16 protein-coding genes are annotated in these 17,221 nt (G+C 43.5%); 4 read left to right on the forward strand and 12 right to left on the reverse strand.

The annotated features are described in order from the left end of the window. The first annotated feature begins 18 nt into the window (after positions 1-18). Positions 19-1,281 (forward strand): urate hydroxylase PuuD, encoded by a 1,263-nt coding sequence (locus AWH66_RS07920; protein WP_063605390.1) that lies wholly within the window; start codon positions 19-21, stop codon positions 1,279-1,281. A 64-nt stretch (positions 1,282-1,345) separates the two neighbouring features. Here the strand turns inward: AWH66_RS07920 and AWH66_RS07925 are convergent, their stop codons facing one another. Beyond that, a complete protein-coding gene (locus AWH66_RS07925; RefSeq protein WP_143081481.1) occupies positions 1,346-1,666 on the reverse strand; it encodes a hypothetical protein in 321 nt (106 codons plus the stop codon). A 1,006-nt stretch (positions 1,667-2,672) separates the two neighbouring features. On the opposite strand from AWH66_RS07925, the gene AWH66_RS07935 reads away from it, so the two are divergent. Next, positions 2,673-3,653: an RES family NAD+ phosphorylase gene (locus tag AWH66_RS07935; protein ID WP_206360039.1), complete on the forward strand. Its 981-nt coding sequence runs from the start codon at positions 2,673-2,675 to the stop codon at positions 3,651-3,653. 157 nt (positions 3,654-3,810) lie between these two features. Beyond that, positions 3,811-5,754: a DUF4365 domain-containing protein gene (locus AWH66_RS07940; RefSeq protein WP_063605386.1), complete on the forward strand. Its 1,944-nt coding sequence runs from the start codon at positions 3,811-3,813 to the stop codon at positions 5,752-5,754. A gap of 60 nt (positions 5,755-5,814) precedes the next feature. Here AWH66_RS07940 and AWH66_RS25885 read toward each other — a convergent pair whose 3' ends face one another. From AWH66_RS25885 to AWH66_RS07955, 4 genes are all read right to left on the reverse strand, one after another. Next, positions 5,815-5,970, reverse strand: a complete 156-nt coding sequence (locus tag AWH66_RS25885) for a hypothetical protein (RefSeq protein ID WP_167360933.1) — start codon at positions 5,968-5,970, stop codon at positions 5,815-5,817. A 262-nt stretch (positions 5,971-6,232) separates the two neighbouring features. Further along, positions 6,233-6,571, reverse strand: coding sequence for a hypothetical protein (locus tag AWH66_RS07945; protein WP_063605385.1), 339 nt, complete (start codon positions 6,569-6,571; stop codon positions 6,233-6,235). 70 nt (positions 6,572-6,641) lie between these two features. After that, on the reverse strand, positions 6,642-7,193 hold the full coding sequence (locus AWH66_RS07950; protein ID WP_063605384.1) for a DUF2301 domain-containing membrane protein: 552 nt from the start codon (positions 7,191-7,193) through the stop codon (positions 6,642-6,644). A gap of 2 nt (positions 7,194-7,195) precedes the next feature. Continuing rightward, on the reverse strand, positions 7,196-8,131 hold the full coding sequence (locus AWH66_RS07955; protein WP_063605383.1) for a 2-dehydropantoate 2-reductase: 936 nt from the start codon (positions 8,129-8,131) through the stop codon (positions 7,196-7,198). A 101-nt stretch (positions 8,132-8,232) separates the two neighbouring features. Here AWH66_RS07955 and AWH66_RS07960 point away from each other — a divergent pair, with 101 nt between their 5' ends. Continuing rightward, positions 8,233-8,700: a DMT family transporter gene (locus AWH66_RS07960; RefSeq protein WP_063605382.1), complete on the forward strand. Its 468-nt coding sequence runs from the start codon at positions 8,233-8,235 to the stop codon at positions 8,698-8,700. A 41-nt stretch (positions 8,701-8,741) separates the two neighbouring features. On the opposite strand, the gene AWH66_RS07965 is transcribed toward AWH66_RS07960, so the two are convergent. The 7 genes from AWH66_RS07965 to AWH66_RS07995 form a co-directional block, all read right to left on the reverse strand. After that, positions 8,742-9,104 (reverse strand): YgiW/YdeI family stress tolerance OB fold protein, encoded by a 363-nt coding sequence (locus tag AWH66_RS07965; protein WP_063605381.1) that lies wholly within the window; start codon positions 9,102-9,104, stop codon positions 8,742-8,744. Between the two features lie 233 nt (positions 9,105-9,337). Then, complete coding sequence (locus tag AWH66_RS07970; RefSeq protein WP_063605380.1) at positions 9,338-9,700, reverse strand: YgiW/YdeI family stress tolerance OB fold protein; 363 nt, start codon at positions 9,698-9,700, stop codon at positions 9,338-9,340. 197 nt (positions 9,701-9,897) lie between these two features. Further along, on the reverse strand, positions 9,898-11,232 hold the full coding sequence (guaD, locus tag AWH66_RS07975; protein WP_063605379.1) for a guanine deaminase: 1,335 nt from the start codon (positions 11,230-11,232) through the stop codon (positions 9,898-9,900). A 65-nt stretch (positions 11,233-11,297) separates the two neighbouring features. Next, complete coding sequence (gene xdhC, locus AWH66_RS07980) at positions 11,298-12,122, reverse strand: xanthine dehydrogenase accessory protein XdhC (RefSeq protein WP_006070631.1); 825 nt, start codon at positions 12,120-12,122, stop codon at positions 11,298-11,300. Between the two features lie 14 nt (positions 12,123-12,136). After that, entirely contained in the window at positions 12,137-14,527 is a 2,391-nt protein-coding gene (gene xdhB, locus AWH66_RS07985) for a xanthine dehydrogenase molybdopterin binding subunit (RefSeq protein ID WP_006070632.1), read from the reverse strand. Further along, positions 14,520-15,965, reverse strand: coding sequence for a xanthine dehydrogenase small subunit (xdhA, locus tag AWH66_RS07990; RefSeq protein ID WP_063605378.1), 1,446 nt, complete (start codon positions 15,963-15,965; stop codon positions 14,520-14,522). Before xdhA ends, xdhB begins: the two co-directional genes overlap by 8 nt. Positions 15,966-16,287: 322 nt before the next feature. Beyond that, a complete protein-coding gene (locus AWH66_RS07995) occupies positions 16,288-17,025 on the reverse strand; it encodes a GntR family transcriptional regulator (RefSeq protein WP_006070634.1) in 738 nt (245 codons plus the stop codon). Between the last annotated feature and the right edge of the window lie 196 nt (positions 17,026-17,221).

Here is a 17,221-nt window from a genome sequence, read left to right on the forward strand (position 1 = left end):
GCTTTTGAGGAGTGTGTTATGGATCCGCACATGACAGAATGGCTCAACTTGATGATTCGTTGGGCCCATATGATTGTAGGTATCGCATGGATTGGAGCGTCTTTCTACTTCGTTTGGCTTGAGAACAATCTCAACCGTACTAACCCTAGAGACGGCCTATCTGGCGATTTATGGGCGATTCACGGCGGTGGTATTTACCATCTTGAGAAATACAAACTGGCACCACCAAAAATGCCAGAAAACCTTCACTGGTTTAAGTGGGAAGCTTACTTTACTTGGATTACTGGTGTCCTGCTATTGGGCGTAGTGTATTACCTCAATGCTGAAATCTACCTCGTAGCGCCAGGTTCAGGTATTGATTCAAACTCTGCAATTATGATCGGTGTAGCTTCGCTTATATCGGGTTGGGTTATTTACAACTTGTTGTGTAACTCGCCCTTGGGCAAGACACCTGTGTTATTAGGTATTGTGTTATTCCTCGGGTTGGTAGGTGCAGCCTACGGATTGTCACAGGTGTTTAGTGGACGTGGAGCATACATCCATGTAGGGGCAATTATCGGTACCATCATGGTGGGTAATGTGTTCTTCGTGATTATGCCAGCACAGCGTGCATTGGTGAACGCGATTGAAAACAATCAAGAACCGGATCCTACGCTGCCAGCAAAGGGTCTGTTGCGTTCACGACATAATAACTACCTAACGTTGCCAGTGTTGTTCATCATGATAAGTAACCATTTCCCTAGCACATATGGTTCTGCATACAACTGGGCAATTTTAGCGGCGCTATCGGTATTTAGTATTTTGGTTCGCCACTACTTTAATACGCGTCATGGTAGTCAGAGGTTCGCTTGGACTATTCCGGCGGCTGCACTGGGTATGGTAACGCTTGCCTTTGTGACATCTCCTTACGCTAATAAACCAGCTGCTCCTGTGGCAAAAGCACCTGTGGTTGAAGTTGGTGATCATCATGCAGATGTGCAAGCGGCTACCGACATTACGGCTCAAGCAGATGATGGCACAATAGCCTTTGCACAAATTAATGATGTCATTCAAGAGCGCTGTTCGGTATGTCACTCTGCAACACCAACGCATGCTGCATTCCAAACGGCTCCAGCTGGCGTGATTCTGGATACGCCTGAAGAGATCAAAGTGAATGTACCACGCATTGTTGCTCAAACCGTGACCACGAAGGTGATGCCATTGGGTAACTTAACTCAGATGACAGATGAAGAACGAGTGTTAATTGGAGAATGGGTAGAGCAAGGCGCTCAAATCCAGTAACTAAGACAGCCACTGTTACTATTCATAAACTGACTAGCGCATGCTAGTCAGTTTTTTTGTCTAATTAAAAGCAGAACTCAGACGCAGATGCACAGACGCCATAATCTGTAGCAGGTTGTTGTGTCAGCTCGAGATCTTCTACGTGAAACTCACCTTCTACGATTTTAACTTTGATATCAGATCGACTGTAAAACTCAAACGTACAGCCAGTAATGACTTCATGGTACATCCCCGAGACATCAAAAACGTCTTTTTTAACACTTACTCTTTTCAACTTATGAAGCTTATGGCCGTCGTTGAAATATTGAGTACTAAACTGGTTATTCTTCATTGAAGTATGAATATGGAAAACCTCTTTAAAAGAATCAACGGTAAATATAATCATAGTTTTTATTGTAGTTTTGAACGGAGCGGGAAGGTTATAGGAATCAGTTGGTTACGACAGTCGAGGTTTTGTCAGGGTTTTGTCAGGAAATACAATGAATTATAGGTTAATTACTCTATTTGCGACATCGGTTTGAATTGGTTTACTAAGAGAATATGAAGCTGGTTTATTCATTTCAGTTTTCTGCGCTCAAGCTGCAGCGAATGTGGGAAGGGCAAAAGGTGAATTGGTGCTTCTTATCGCTTCCACAAAATATGCATCACCTTTTGGTAAAAGGAGAGTGTTCAGTCCAAACACTGTCATTGCTGTGAAGGCAGGAATCTACCGGCAGCGCCCACTGAGTCATATGCTCGACTACAGCTAGTTTTCTCTGGCTTACCTTTACGCCTCTCGACGTTACTTGCCAGCAAGCGGCCAAGTCCAAATACAACCCTTCCTGCGAAGGCACGAATCTACCTACAAGCGTCTCCTGAATCATATGATCTACCTCTGCTAGCTGTCTGATGAGGTTAACTTGTTTTTGCCCCTTTCGATGTTAATGACCGAAAAGTACTCAAATCCCCATGCGGTCATTCCTGCGAAGGTAGGAATCTACTGACAGCTTCCACTAAACTCTATGATCCACTCCACAAACTGTGTGACGTGGCTGGCTTATTTTTGCCCCCAAGCTTCTTAGAGGAATTATTCATAAACGTCCTGTTTTATTAGTTTTACCTTACCAAAAGTTATCCAAATTTCTATTCGTCATTGTTTCTATTGAATACGATCATTAGTTATGCACACTGTTAACTACCTTGTGGGAATCTAAATTCTAAGCACAACCTACAAATATCTGATTAGTAAGAAGAAGTTGATTGTGCTACTGGGTAAAAGGTGGCAGTCTAGGTGCATGTGAAACGTATTTTAGCTACATGAAAGCGTTGGGCGTAAGTCAGAGTGTCAAATTAACTATATGGTATGTTCAGATTGTTTTAATGATGAAGGATTGCGGCTAAGCGCATTCCAGATGGGAATTGATGATGATTTAGCATGTGATAAGTGTGGATCTGCATCAGGTAGAAAACTTGATAAATCTCAATTGCTTTCATTAGCTCATCGCTTCTTCGTATGGGGAACTTTACATAAGTGCGAGTATGGTGCAGCTCCACAAGTGCAGTTTAATCAACATCAGAAGACTAGTATTAATGTCTCAGAGTGGTTAAAGCATGATGTTAAGTTATTTGAAAGCTACTTGGGAATAGGCTTTTTTCACTATGGGCCTAGATTTTGGATGATTGGAGAAGTTGAACCCCTCAAAGAGCTTCAAAGTAATGAAACCAGAAACAATGTGATTGATAGGATTCTCACGGAATATCCCGCTATCGAAATCAGTGAAGACGTCAGTTTTTATAGAATTAGAAATAATCCACAGCGCCCCCATGAAAGCTATGAATATGACAGCCCGCCAATCCAGTACTCGGGTGTTGGTAGATTAGATTCTGACGATTTATCGATAATGTATGGTTCACCTGACCTTCAGGTTTGTTTGCACGAATGTAGAGTGTCTGCCGAAGATGAGATCTATGTGGCGACCTTACAGCCAAAACAAAAGCTAAAGTTATTGAATTTAACTGAGATATTAGAGGAAGACTGTACTGAATTTGAGAGCCTTGATATGGCTGTTCACATGTTATTTCTAGCTGGCAAACACTCATATGGTATATCTCGTGATATCAGTAAAGCAGCAGTGGATGCTGGTTACGATGGTATAGTATTTCCGTCTTACTTCAGTTTATTACGGACCGGTGGAATGCCATTTGAAACAACATACGGTTTATCACACAGGCGCATTCCTCAGCTACAAGGATATGAAGCTGGTAAAATCATTCAAAATATAGCGTTGTTTGGGTATCCAATTAATGAGAACAAGGTCGTCGTAAAGTGCATCAATAAACTAATTCTTCAGCGCGTTGAATATTCATTACACTTTGGACCAGTTGAGCAATAGTAAACGCCTACTAAAGCGTTTCTGACTGCTTCGCAAGCACGTGGCATTTTTAGTTTATAGCCGATATTCAAATAGTATTTTTGTTTACGACTGACGATTTATCACATACAAACGAATGGTAGTGCATACCTGTAAGTATACATTCACGGAGTAACCAATGAGCCTTCCACGAAGAACTAGGACCCATATATTAGAAACTCTCTCAGTCAGGAAGTTTGAATCTCTTTTACCTGAAGAGTGGATCTACAGAATCCCTTCCCATGACTATGGGATTGATGGAGAAGTGGAGATTATTGATTCGCAAGGCTACACCACTGGGAAGAAGTTCCTAGTGCAAATAAAAGCTACAGACGAAAAAGATATAACTAAGGCTCTGAACCTACGAATGAAGAACAAATCCTTGAACTACTTCAATCAGCTCAAAGTGCCTATTCTTATAGTTCGATACTTAGACGACTCGAAATCTATCTATACTAGGTGGCATTATTCTCTAAACCCTAATGATGATACAAAAGCAGAACAAAGCTTTTGTATGTGCTTTCAAGAAAAGGATAAGTGGACAGAGAAAAGCGCAGAAAAAATATTGAACGATATTGACGCTTACTATCACCTAAAACAGCAAATACTAAGAAATCCTATTGATGTTGCTATAAGTATTGATAGCAGTTCATCACTATCAAACTACACCGCACAATTCGCCTCTAAACTCATAGACAGTGCAAAGTACTCGCAAAGCCCTTTTGTATTCTCGCTTATATCTAGTACCGATGAACAGTCAACTAGCTTTATTGAGATATTTGATAAAGAAATTTATGTGAACCTTGGTGGGGTAGGTAGTTTTCGATCCAAATTCAATCCGCCTAACTGTCCGAGTGACCTTGATACATTCCTTGCAGATATTTATGTTGCTCTAGCTTTCATCCTACAAAACCTTAACCATATTAGAGAGGCTGAAGAACTCTATGATAGCTATTTAAAAAACTCCAATTACAAAGACGAAGAGTTTGCATTTTTCTCATATATAGCGACAAAAGTTCAATCGAAACGTATTCCTGACGCACTCGAGTACATCGTGGAAACGGAAAAAAGAATCACTGTCGACAACGAAGAAGGCATTAACTTTACTCAAATTGCTCTGACACTAGTTACCAGCCAAGTGCCTAAAGAACAAGTCGAATCTGTCGTCACGGCTTATCTTGATTTGATCGAGAATGCCGATGAGCCTCTTATTCGAGCTACCTATTATTACAACATTGGAAATTGCTTAGCTCGCGAGAATAGAAACCGCCAAGCGATTAGATATTACATTAAAGCCGCCAAAGCGAACCCAGACTATAAGCTTCGTACATATTGGAAAAAGGAACTTGCTGGCTTATTTTTCATGATAGGCAAATATGCTTCGTCTAGTGAGCTATACTCGCAAGCTATTCAAAGCGAAGACACCCCAGAAAACCACGTTTTGTATGCTGACAGTCTCATGCTAACTGGTAAATACAAACAGGCATTAGAAGAGCTTGAAGAGTATTATCCTAAGTTAGAAACCAGAAACTCCGAATGGTGCTTAAAGGTCGCTTGTTTAGAGTACATTATTGATAAATTAGGGATCCAAGAACAGTCAAGACAGGGAGAAGCTGGAAGAGAGTTCCTTGAAAGAGCAAGTGAAGAAGAGATTCAACGTTACCTTAAAGATAACAATGCCCTATGTCCTGATAGTCAGTATTTCATAGCTACAAAACTCGCTCAAAATGAACAGTTCGAAGAGGCTTGTCTCTGTTTTCTTCTTTCGGCTTTTGCTGACGAACACTATAAACCGTCTTGGCTAGGTGCTCTGGGGAGCGCATTTAGTGCACAAGATCTGGGCTTATTCATGCATGTTATTGAGGTTGCTAGCCGTAAATTTGGAAGCCAAATAGTTAGCGAATTTGTTAGTGCGTTCCCTTCTAGTAACGCAATGTTGAATGAATTAGCTTTAGGGCTAATTCAACATTGTGAAGAGTACATAAAAACGTTTGAAGAAAAAAAATTTGAAGTGAGATTTGGTGATAGTAAGTCCACTAAATCAATTTTGGTTGATAACGAGACTTTTCAGGGTACTAGTTGATTGAGTCAACAGTCCAAAGCGCGTCTGTCTGCCAAATATTGATGTGGATTTCAATTCACCTTATTTAGTTAGCGCTTGAGCCAAAATCTCGAACAAGACTAAGGTGTCATCTTGAATTTGGCATGCCAAAGCTAATTCGATATATACGAAATCAAGCAAAAGATCTAACTCACTTTTGTCCATTTCCGTGCCATTCCAGTAATCACTGGGCAGCATACTTTTCGACTTTCAGTGTGCGCGTTAATTAGATTCCGCATTAAGTGCGGAATGACGAATAATTGTGCATTCGTGTCATTAGTGCCGTAGGTGATTTGTACTACTCTGAGGATTTTTGCCTATTTAGAGCTTTTTGTTTACCCCCACAAAAAGAACAGAGTGTATATTTGTGAATTAGCGCTTGGCTAAAATGGGCATGCTATTGAAATTCATCATATTATTAGCGATGCCCATTCGCCGATTTCAACTTACCGAATAGAGTTTAGCCCATCTGAGTAATAAAGGTTTGCTCATCATCCACAAAAGCCACAAAGCCGCCGTGATAGATAAACACCCGACCACGCCCTTCAACTAGGCAGGCAAGCTGTGGGTTCAAATCTTCTTCGTTATTCTGGCGTTGAAAGGTGCCGGTATCGGTGATTACGCCGTCGAGTGAAGGCAAGTATCCATAAGTACGCTTGGCTTGGTCAATCAAGCTCAGTTCGCTGGCGTTAGAGAAGCAAGAGGGGATCGTTCCGGCATCTTCGATAAACATGGTTTTTAGTTCTTCAAAGGCTGTAATCACCAGCCAGTCGATGCCGTTAACGTGATGGATAAACATAGTGTATCTCGGTAATTCTGATGCGCAGATATTATCACTAATCAGGGAGGGTGTAGCAGAGATTTAATAACTAAATCTGATAATTCGCTTTAATGCCAATATCGAAGTGAAGCGGCATTTGCCATTTCTTAAATGATAAGAAACCCATAATTCCGCCGACAGCGGTATAGAGTGCAACTAAAACGGGAAGTTTGTTCAGGGCAGTGCAAAGCACTGCGATAACGAGAAGGACTGGAATCAACTTCAGTCCTGGTACTCTGAAGCAGAATGATTCTTTGAGTGCGATACCGGAAAACACTACAAAGCAAAAGCCAAGTGATACCCAAGTCGGGAAGCCTGTGACCACGAGTAGAAGTGCTAACCAGCCACTCCACATTACCACTGTTCTGACCGTTTTGTCGTAGACGTGGATGTTGGCGGCTGATAAAACCGTGGATGTAAGCAGCATCCAGAATATCCATTGATCAAATGGAGATGTCACACTTGCGAGCGTGATACCTTCGTAGCTTAATGCGGCTGCCAGCAAACAGCCGATGGAAAATAGTGATATACCCAACCGATACAGGCAGACACTGAGCTTATCCAGTACATCTAAGTCTTCTTTAAATTCAGGATTGGCCATGACTATTTCACGCTTTTTATCTGGTTATTGATAAAACAGAGCTGTTCATAAAGCGCCTGAGTTTTTGGCATCGCGACTCCTTGAGCTTTTGCTAAATCAATCGCGTTTTTATACATATATTGAATCTCAAGTTCTCGATGGTTGCGCCTGTCGAGTAACATGCTAGTGAGGTAAGGCTTCATCTTAGCGGTGTTTGATAGCATGGTATCAATCAAGGAGTCTGAAATGTCAGTGTCTGTGGTTTTGGCGGCATGTTGAACTTCAATCATGATTTCTTTTGAGAGATTAACCAGCTCCTCGCAGCTCATCATTTCAGCAGTATCAGCGTTGAGTACGGTTGACAGTCCATTAAAAGGGATATTCCACAATAACTTTTTCCACCTTGCGTCTATGATACGTTGATCGACATCGACTTCTACACCGCTTTGAGTCAGGTGATTGGCAAAGTCTTCGAGTGTTTCAATGCCCGCATCGCCATAAGTACCGATAGTGATACGGCCGTAATCAATATGGTCAATATGTCCAGGCGCTAGTTTATTTGAGCAAATAAAGCACAATCCGCCTCCGACAAAAGGAAGGTTAAATTGCTCAGCTACCTCTCGCTCCGCACCAATGCCATTTTGAAGCAACATAACAAGTGTGTTGGGTTTTAATAAAGGGCGAAGCAGTGCTTCGAGAAGGTGGTTTTGGGTGGTTTTTAGAGCGACAAGAACGACATCGGCTTTGGGCATGTCACACGTTGCATTATAAGCATTTAAGCTTTCAACTGAAATTGAGTAATCACCATAATGGGAGTCGACTTTTAAGCCGTTTTTGATGACATGTTGATAATCGCTGTTGAAGAGAAAGTGCACATCATTGCCGCCGTGGTGGAGTCTTGCTCCGTAATAACCACCGATGGCGCCTGTGCCAATAACTGCGAATACCTTTTTGCTCATGTCATATCCCTAAATCAATGTTGTTATCGTACTAATGTACATGAATTTTATTATGAATGAAGTGCTACGCTTGTAAGAGTGTGTTTTGACGGGAGACTGATGTGAACGTAACAAGTGTCGTACTGGTGATACTCAGCGTTGTTGTTGGGGTTGGTTTAGTGTCTCAAGCTGGCGTCAACGCGCAATTGAAAATTGGTATGAGTTCATCGTTACAAGCGGCGTTTGTTTCGTTTGTGGTTGGAACAGCTGTGCTAGGCATGCTGGTCGTGATTGAAGGCAAACCTTGGTTTCCTCAAGGTTCTATATCATCGCTACCTTGGTGGGCATGGATAGGTGGGCTTTTAGGGGCTTTTAATATCGCTATGTCGATCTATTTAGCACCGCAACTTGGTGCGTTGGCGTTGGCGATTTCTATCGTCTGTGGTCAGGTTATCGCGTCGATTTTCTATGATCAGTATGGGTTATTGGGATATCCGACAATTGAAATGACGCCACAACGAATTGGCGGAGCGTTATTGATTATATTGGGTGTGATGTTGGTAACCTATCAGCCAAACAAAAGCGGCTGAATGACAGCCGCTTTTGAAAATGGGATGAGTATTGTTGGCTATTAACCCGCGATGACAACGCGTTTAACGTCAACTATTGCATCTTCCAACGTGTCTTTGTCCACACTACCAGTAATTGTTACACGGTCATTTGGTGTAACGTCCACACCGCGCCAATCTTCACGATCGATTTCAATCACAATGGTGTTCGCGCCGTCTGTAAATTGGTACTTCTCGTCACCCAAAGAGTGCGTGATGTTACCTGTGATTTGAACCGGAGCGTCATCATTGGCACTTAGCGCTTGAGCGACTGTTGTTTGTGCGCCTTTGATAGGGCCGTTAAAACCACCTTGCTCAGGCATAGATTTCGCAGCTGCAAAACCAGAAGTAAGGATAAGTGCTGTAGTGATGATTACTTTTTTCATAAAAACCTCAAAGTAGGCGTTGTGTTCATTTGATGGTGCTACTATGCCTGAGTCAATCTTAACGAGAATTGAAGTTAATATTCAGAATTCGTTCATCTAGAAAAAAACTGAAAAAAGATTGTATCAATATTCTATGAATGCGTTTGGGAAAAAAAAAGAACCCTACTTTTAAGAGCAGGGTTCTTTTAGGGGAATAGGTGGCTAGTAGTTATTCTTAGACAAGTTCATTGTGTTTAGCTTGCGATATTGACGCTGTCTACGTCGATCGTTGCGTCTTGCACCATGTCTTTATCGATACTGCCAGTTATTATCACGCGGTCGTTCGGAGTTACGTTAACACCACGCCAATCTTCGTTGTCGATTTCAATAACGATGGTGTTGCTACCATCGGTGAATTGATACTTTTCATCGCCCAAAGAGTGTGTGATGTTACCTGTGATTTGCACCATGGTATCGTCTTTCGCATTAAGTGCCTGGGTCACAGTTGTTTGAGCACCGTCATTAGGCCCGTTGAAACCACCAGTTGCAGGCATAGATTTCGCAGCTGCAAAACCAGAAGTAAGAATAAGTGCTGTAGTGATGATTACTTTTTTCATAAAAACCTCAAAGTAGGCGTTGTGTTCATTTGATGGTGCTACTATGCCTGAGTCAATCTTAACGAGATTTGAAGTTAATATTCAGAATTCGTTCATCTAACAAAAAAATGTGCTTTTTTTTAAATTATTTCTCGAAATTGTTTATCTAGATAAAACAAAAGGCCCATTAAGGGCCTTCGATTTATTGCTATGTTTTGTTAACTGACTAAGCGCTTATCACGCTCGCCTTGAACGTCATAAGCTTTGTCGCCAAAGATATACGTCTCGCAGACCGTTCTATCGTCACCAAGGCTCATCAATACAAATAGTTTCTCTTCTAGAGTAGTGGCTTGCTTCATTCTAAAGCGCATCAATTGAGTTGCGTGAAGATCTAACACGACGAAATCAGCTTCTTTGCCAACGGCCAAGTTACCAATCTTGTCCTCTAAATGAAGAGACTTGGCGCCGCCCAGTGTTGCTAAGTAGAGCGATTTCAACGGATGCAGCTTTTCTTGTTGGAGCTGCATGATTTTGTACGCTTCACTCATTGTTTGTAGAATCGAAAAGCTGGTTCCCGCACCCACATCGGTGCCCATACCAACACGCACGCCATGCTCCTCAAGCTTATTCAACTTAAATAGGCCTGAACCAAGGAACAAGTTGGAGGTAGGGCAGAAAGCGATAGCAGATTCGGTATCCGCCAACCTTTGACATTCGCAATCAGACAAGTGAATACCATGAGCGAACACCGAACGCTTGTGTAGCAGTCCGTAATGGTCGTAGACATCAAGATAGCTTTCACGTTCTGGAAAGAGGTCAAGTACCCACTCAATCTCTTTTTTGTTTTCCGATAAATGCGTATGCATGTAAACGTCTGGGTATTCTTCAAGCAGCTTACCTACGGTTGCAAGTTGCTCTGGCGTGCTTGTTGGCGCAAACCTAGGAGTGACGGCATAGAGTAAACGGCCGCGATTATGCCATTTTTCGATTAGCTCTTTAGACGCTTGGTATCCGGATTCTGGCGTGTCGGTTAGATAGTCTGGTGCATTGCGGTCCATGAGCACTTTACCTGCTATCATACGAAGCTTACGTTTCTCTGCCTCTTCAAAGAAAACATCGACCGATTCTTTGTGTACGGTACCGAATACCAAGGCTGTAGTGGTTCCGTTACTCGCCAGTTCATCCAAAAACAGTTTCGCGACTTTGTGTGCGTAAACCGGGTTTTTGAATCGTCTTTCTTCTGGGAAGGTATAGTTTTCCAACCAATCCAATAGCTGTTCGCCGTAAGAGGCAATCATGCCTGTTTGTGGATAGTGGATATGAGTATCAATGAAACCTGACGTAATTAGCTTGTTTTTATAGGTGGTGACTTTTAGTGGCTTTGGGTGTCTTGCTAGTACGTCTGTAGCTGAGCCAATATCGATGATATGACCGTGTTCAACGACAATCATGCCGTCTTCAAAAAACTCATACGAGTTCTCTAACCCGACGTCTTTCGGGTCAGCAATGCTATGTAAAATACTGGCTCTGTAGGCCTTACGCTGTGATGTCATGGTACTTCCTTTTAGCCAACTCCTCACAAATTGGCCGTCAAATTCTGAGTCCTTTAAGTAAGCATTTAACTTACTTCATGCAGTGCCTGCGACGGATCCGGACGTTTTTGCTCTACTGGATTTCCTTGATAGAGTGAGATCAGTTCCCCTGCGACAGATACAGCGATTTCTGCAGGGTGTTTGCCGGTAATTGCGCCTATACCGATAGGGCAGGTCATGGTGTTGATCTGCTCTTGTGTATAGCCGCGCTGAGATAACCTAAAGTCGAACTTCTTACGTTTGGTCAATGAACCGATCATTCCAAAGTACGCACTGTCATTACGATCAATGATGGCTTTTGACAGGTCGAAGTCGAGTTGATGATTATGAGTCATGACCAAATAGTAGCTATTCGGTGGCATGTGTTTTACTTCACCAACAGGGTCATCTGACACCAATTTCTTCACGCCATCTGGGAGCACTTCTGGGAACTCTGCCTCTCGTTCATCTATCCAGGTCACTCTAAATGGTAATGTCGACACTATGTGCAGTAGTGCTTTTGCGACATGACCAGCGCCGAATAACACTAAGTGTTTCTGCGCTGTTCCAATAGGTTCGAAGCTTAACGTCGCCATTCCGCCACAGCATTGACCGAGGCGCGCTCCAAGATTAAAGCGCTCTACTTTTAATGCGCTCTCTCCTGAAATAAGCATCTCTCGTGCCATTTTTGATGCTACATGTTCGAGATGACCACCACCGATGGTGGCGATAATCTTGTCTCGTGTTACCAGCATCTTCGTGCCCGCGTCACGCGGCACAGAGCCTCGGTCTTCCAAAACGGTCACCATGACACAAGGCTCGTGGTTTTCTTCAAGCTTCGCGAGTTCATGAATCCAATTGTCCTTAAACATAGTGACCTCTCTTATTAGTTTGCTTCCGTTGTGGTAGTGGTTGTATTTTTCTGCCCTTGTGTGACGGCTTGTACCGCCATTAATACACGCTCAGGTGTCGCAGGTGTGTCGAGTTTTGGAATTGCACCGTCCACGGCGACATATGAGATCGCATCTTTGAGCGCACTCCACACTGACATACCCAGCATGAATGGTGGTTCACCAACGGCTTTTGAATTGAACACCGTATCCTCTGGGTTGCTACGGTTCTCCAGAAGGTGGGTTCTAAAGTCGATAGGCATATCCGCAATCGCTGGAATCTTGTAGCTTGCAGGTCCGTTAGTCATTAGGCGGCCCTGTTCATTCCAAACCAGCTCTTCGGTTGTTAGCCAACCTACACCTTGTACAAAACCGCCTTCAACCTGACCAATATCGATCGCAGGGTTTAGTGATGCACCAACATCGTGCAAAATATCGACGCGCAGGATTTTGTACTCACCTGTCAGCGTATCAATGATTACTTCTGAGCACGATGCTCCGTAAGCGAAGTAGTAGAATGGGCGACCGCGCGCTTTCTCATGGTCATAATAGATTTTTGGCGTGCGGTAAAAGCCGGTGCTCGACAATGAAATTTGGTTCATCCATGCCAGCTGAGCAAAGTCCGCAAACGTCATAATTTCTTCACGAATCTGTACCATACCATTCTTAAAAATCACTTCCTCTGGCGTGACTTTAAAGTGTGACGATGCAAATTCTATGAGGCGCTGTTTGATGGTTATTGCAGCGTTTTGCGCGGCTTTACCGTTGAGGTCGGCGCCCGATGAGGCCGCAGTGGGCGAGGTGTTCGGCACCTTGTCGGTGTTAGTTGCAGTGATTTGGATACGGTCAACATCTACTTGAAACTCCTCTGCTACGATTTGAGCCACTTTGATATTCAAGCCTTGGCCCATTTCAGTACCACCGTGATTCAAATGAATACTGCCATCGGTGTATATGTGAATCAGTGCTCCAGCTTGGTTTAGGAAAGTCGCGGTAAACGAGATCCCGAATTTCACTGGAGTAATGGATAAGCCTTTTTTCAAAATCGGGCTGTTGCGGTTGAACTCGGCAATTTCTTTACGTCGCGCATGGTAATCACTGCTTTGTTCGAGTTGCTCAGTAATTTCCGGCAAGAAGTTATCTTCTACGGTTTGATAGTAGTGGGTAACATCACGACCTTCTTCACCGTAGTAGTTGGCTTTGCGCACTTCGAGCGGATCTTTTTTCAAGTAACGAGCAATCTCGTCCATGATGTGTTCGATAGTCATCATGCCTTGTGGACCACCAAACCCGCGGTATGCAGTATTAGATGCCGTGTTGGTTTTACAACGATGGCCTGTTACGGTCGCATCGCCTAAATAGTAGGCATTGTCTGAGTGGAACATAGCACGGTCGACAATAGAGCTAGATAGGTCGGGAGAGTAACCACAGTTTCCGGCTACAATGATCTCAGCTCCCTCAATCACACCATCATCGTTAAAACCGATCTTGTATTGGTTGTAGAACGGGTGACGTTTACCCGTCATGGTCATATCTTCATTACGCAGCAAGCGCATTTTGGTTGGACGACCTGTTAGGTGTGCAATAACCGCTGCCATACAGGCAGGTCCAGCCGCTTGAGTCTCTTTACCACCAAAGCCGCCACCCATGCGGCGCATGTCGATAACTACTTTGTGCATGGCAACACCGAGCACTTCCGAGACAAGTTTCTGAACCTCAGTCGGGTTTTGTGTTGAGGTATAGACAATCATGCCACCATCTTCGGTTGGCATAACACTACTGACTTGGGTTTCTAGATAGAAGTGCTCTTGCCCGCCGATCTCAAGCTCACCTTCAATGATGTGTTTGGCCTTTGCTAGTGCTTTTTGAGAGTCACCACGCTTTTGCTGGTGGCTTTCAGTCACAAAGTGCTCTTTGGCAAGGGCTTCTTTAACATCAAGGATAGCAGGCAGTGCTTCATACTCGACGATGGCGGCATGAGCGGCTTTACGGGCCGTTTCTAGGTCGTTTGCTGCTACAGCGATAACAGGCTGGCCGTAATACTCAACAACACCATCGGCTAACAGAGGGTCACCAGGTAGAATCGCGCCAATATCTAATTGACCGGGCACATCTTTGGACGTAATCGCGATGGCAACGCCATCAAATTCATAACAAGGCGATACGTCCAATTTGGTGATTTTCGCGTGCGCTTGTGTGCTCAAAAGAGCATACACATGCAGCTGATTTGGAAACTCAAGACGGTCGTCAATGTAGACCGCTTCACCAGTTACCTGTTTAGGTGCACTGTCATGCTTAACGCTTTTACCCACGCCAGTTTTCAAATCTTGTTTGACAATGGCAACCATCTCTTCGTGAGTCAGTTGCTGATGATTCACGTTAGACATAAGACGTTACCCTCGTTTCGATCAGATTACTGGTGTTATTGGTTTCAATGTAATAGCGCTTAAGCATATTGGCAGCTGAAATAGTGCGGTACTCTTGACTGGCGCGGAAATCGGAAAGCGGCTCGAAATCGTTTTTCACTGCTTCCATTGCGGTGGCTACGGTCTCTTCATTCCATGCTTGACCGATTAGCGCTTGTTCGCAAAGTGTGGCGCGCTTAGGTGTTGCTGCCATACCGCCGAAAGCGACTCGTGCGTCTGTCACGACGTTATCTTCCACAGTAATGGCGAAAGCGCCGCATACTGCTGAAATGTCATCATCTAAACGTTTTGACAATTTATACGCTCGGAAGCTGTCGTTACTTGGCTTGGGAATGATGATCTTTTCGATGAACTCACTCTCTTGCTGCGCCGTCACTTTGTAGCTAATGAAATATTCTTCCACTGGAATCACACGTGTTTCATCACCACAACGAAGCTGAATACTAGCATCAAGCGCGATCAGTAGCGGCGGGGTGTCACCGATAGGGGAAGCATTGGCAATGTTGCCGCCAATCGTGCCTTGGTTACGCACTTGCAGTGAGGCGAAGCGATGTAGAAGTTCTCCGAAATCAGGGTAGTGCTTAGTCAGCAGTTGATACGCATCGGAAATAGGCAGATTGGCACCAATTTCTAACGTTTGATCCGTCTCTTGGCACACTTTCATCTCTTCAACCAGATTGACACTGATTAACGTTTCAATTTCACGATGGAATTGAGTTACTTCAAGCGCTAAATCGGTACCGCCAGCGACCAATTTGGCTTGGGGATGTGCTTTGTAAAGCTTGGCCAATTCGTCAGTAGTTTTTGGCGAAAAAGCAGTGAGGTGACCAAGGCGTAAGCTTGCATCTTCATCTTGAATACTTTCAAGCTTCTGTATAGTTGCGCGTTCTAATTCAGAGAATTGGTCAACAATATGTTCTTCTGAGCAAAGTGATAAAGCAGAGTTGACGATAGGACGATAACCGGTACAGCGGCATAGATTACCCGCAAGGGACTCCATAACGTCTGGCTTGCTTGCGTTAGGTTTGTTTTTAGTCAATGCAAACATCGACATGATAAAACCAGGTGTACAATAGCCGCATTGTGAGCCGTGAAACTCAACGATGGCCTCTTGTACTGGGTGGAGTGATTGACCTTTTTCTTGTAGGTCTTCCACCGTAATGAGCTGTTTTCCGTGCAGAGCAGAAATAAACGTTAGACACGAGTTGACGCTGCGGTACTTTAGCTGCCCATCGACGAGCTCACCTAGTACGACAGTGCATGCCCCACAGTCACCAGAACCACAACCTTCCTTTGTTCCAGTTTTCTTTACATGAGTGCGTAGATAGTTCAGCACAGTCATGTTGGGGGAGACATTTACTTCCTGCTTGATTTCTTGATTGAGTAGAAAAGTAATCAAGAGACCTCCTTGTTCCGTGATAGTTCGTTTTTATAATTTTCTGACCTTTGGGTCAATAATTGGATAATTTGACCAAGAGGTCAACTAAAATTTTACAAAATAGCAACAAAACTAAGGCTGTTAATCGATCGTAGAATGAAGTGGTTTTCTTATCTGTCTGATATTATTAAATAAAGTAAGAGTTTAGGTGTCGATTCTGTGTTACAAAAAATCAGTCATGATTATTTCGTTGTTTAAAACGATAAGCTGCGGAAATTTCGAGGAGACAGGCAGGATCAAAAAAGCCAACCGTATTTGGTTGGCTTATAAAGTGGTATTCAACTTAGCTCGCTTTGTTCTTAAGCACGTCTGAGAACACCACATGAAGATCGTTGGAGGCGTTGTTTCCATCGAGATTCAATTTAGAACGAATGTGTTCTAAGTGTTCTTTCATAAGCTCAAGAGCTACTTCTTCATCGCCGTTCTCAATGGCATCAAGCAACATGGTATGTTCATCTTGAGAACAGTTGGAGTGGTTGCCCGTTTCGTACATGGCAATAAGCAGTGACGACTGCGAGACAATACTGCGTTGGAAGGCTAGCAAAGGTGCGTTATCTGCCATTTCGGCGAGCTTGATATGAAACTCACCAGATAAACGCAGGCCACTGCCGTAATCGTCTTTGGCAAAGGCGGCGTTTTCCTCTTCGACCAATTTACGGCACTCAGCAATTTGCGCCTTGGTTGCGCTTACAACCGCGAGTTCAGTAATGGCAAGCTCAAGCACTTCTCTAGCTTTGAAAATCTGTTGTGCTTCTTCAACCGAAGGGGCGGAAACAATAGCGCCACGATTCGGTCGAATATCGACGACTTTTTCAAGCGATAATCGAAGTAGTGCACGACGAATAATGGTGCGACTCACACCAAAAATTTCCGCTAAAGCTTCTTCATTCAGTTTAGTTGCGGGAGGAAGGCGTTGTTCTAATATGGCATCAAAAATATGACAATAAACGACGTCATCTTGCGTTTGACCAGCAACTTTGGTCTTTACGCTTTTACTTACAGAGTTTTTCAGGCTTCCCATCTGATTACAGCACTCTCATGATTTATGTCCCTAATAAAACAATAATACTTCAGTTTGTATACAAGTGGCTATACAAAGATGGAATTGTGACGAACTAGGCAATATTGGCGCGTATTCAGTGTTTGGGGTTGCATGTATCAATTTATGAATCAACGACATGTTTGGTTACATTCTGCCATATTGCTCGTTAGAGGGT

Origin of the sequence: Vibrio barjaei (assembly GCF_001639065.2) — a bacterium.
Taxonomy (GTDB): Bacteria; Pseudomonadota; Gammaproteobacteria; order Enterobacterales; family Vibrionaceae; genus Vibrio; species Vibrio barjaei.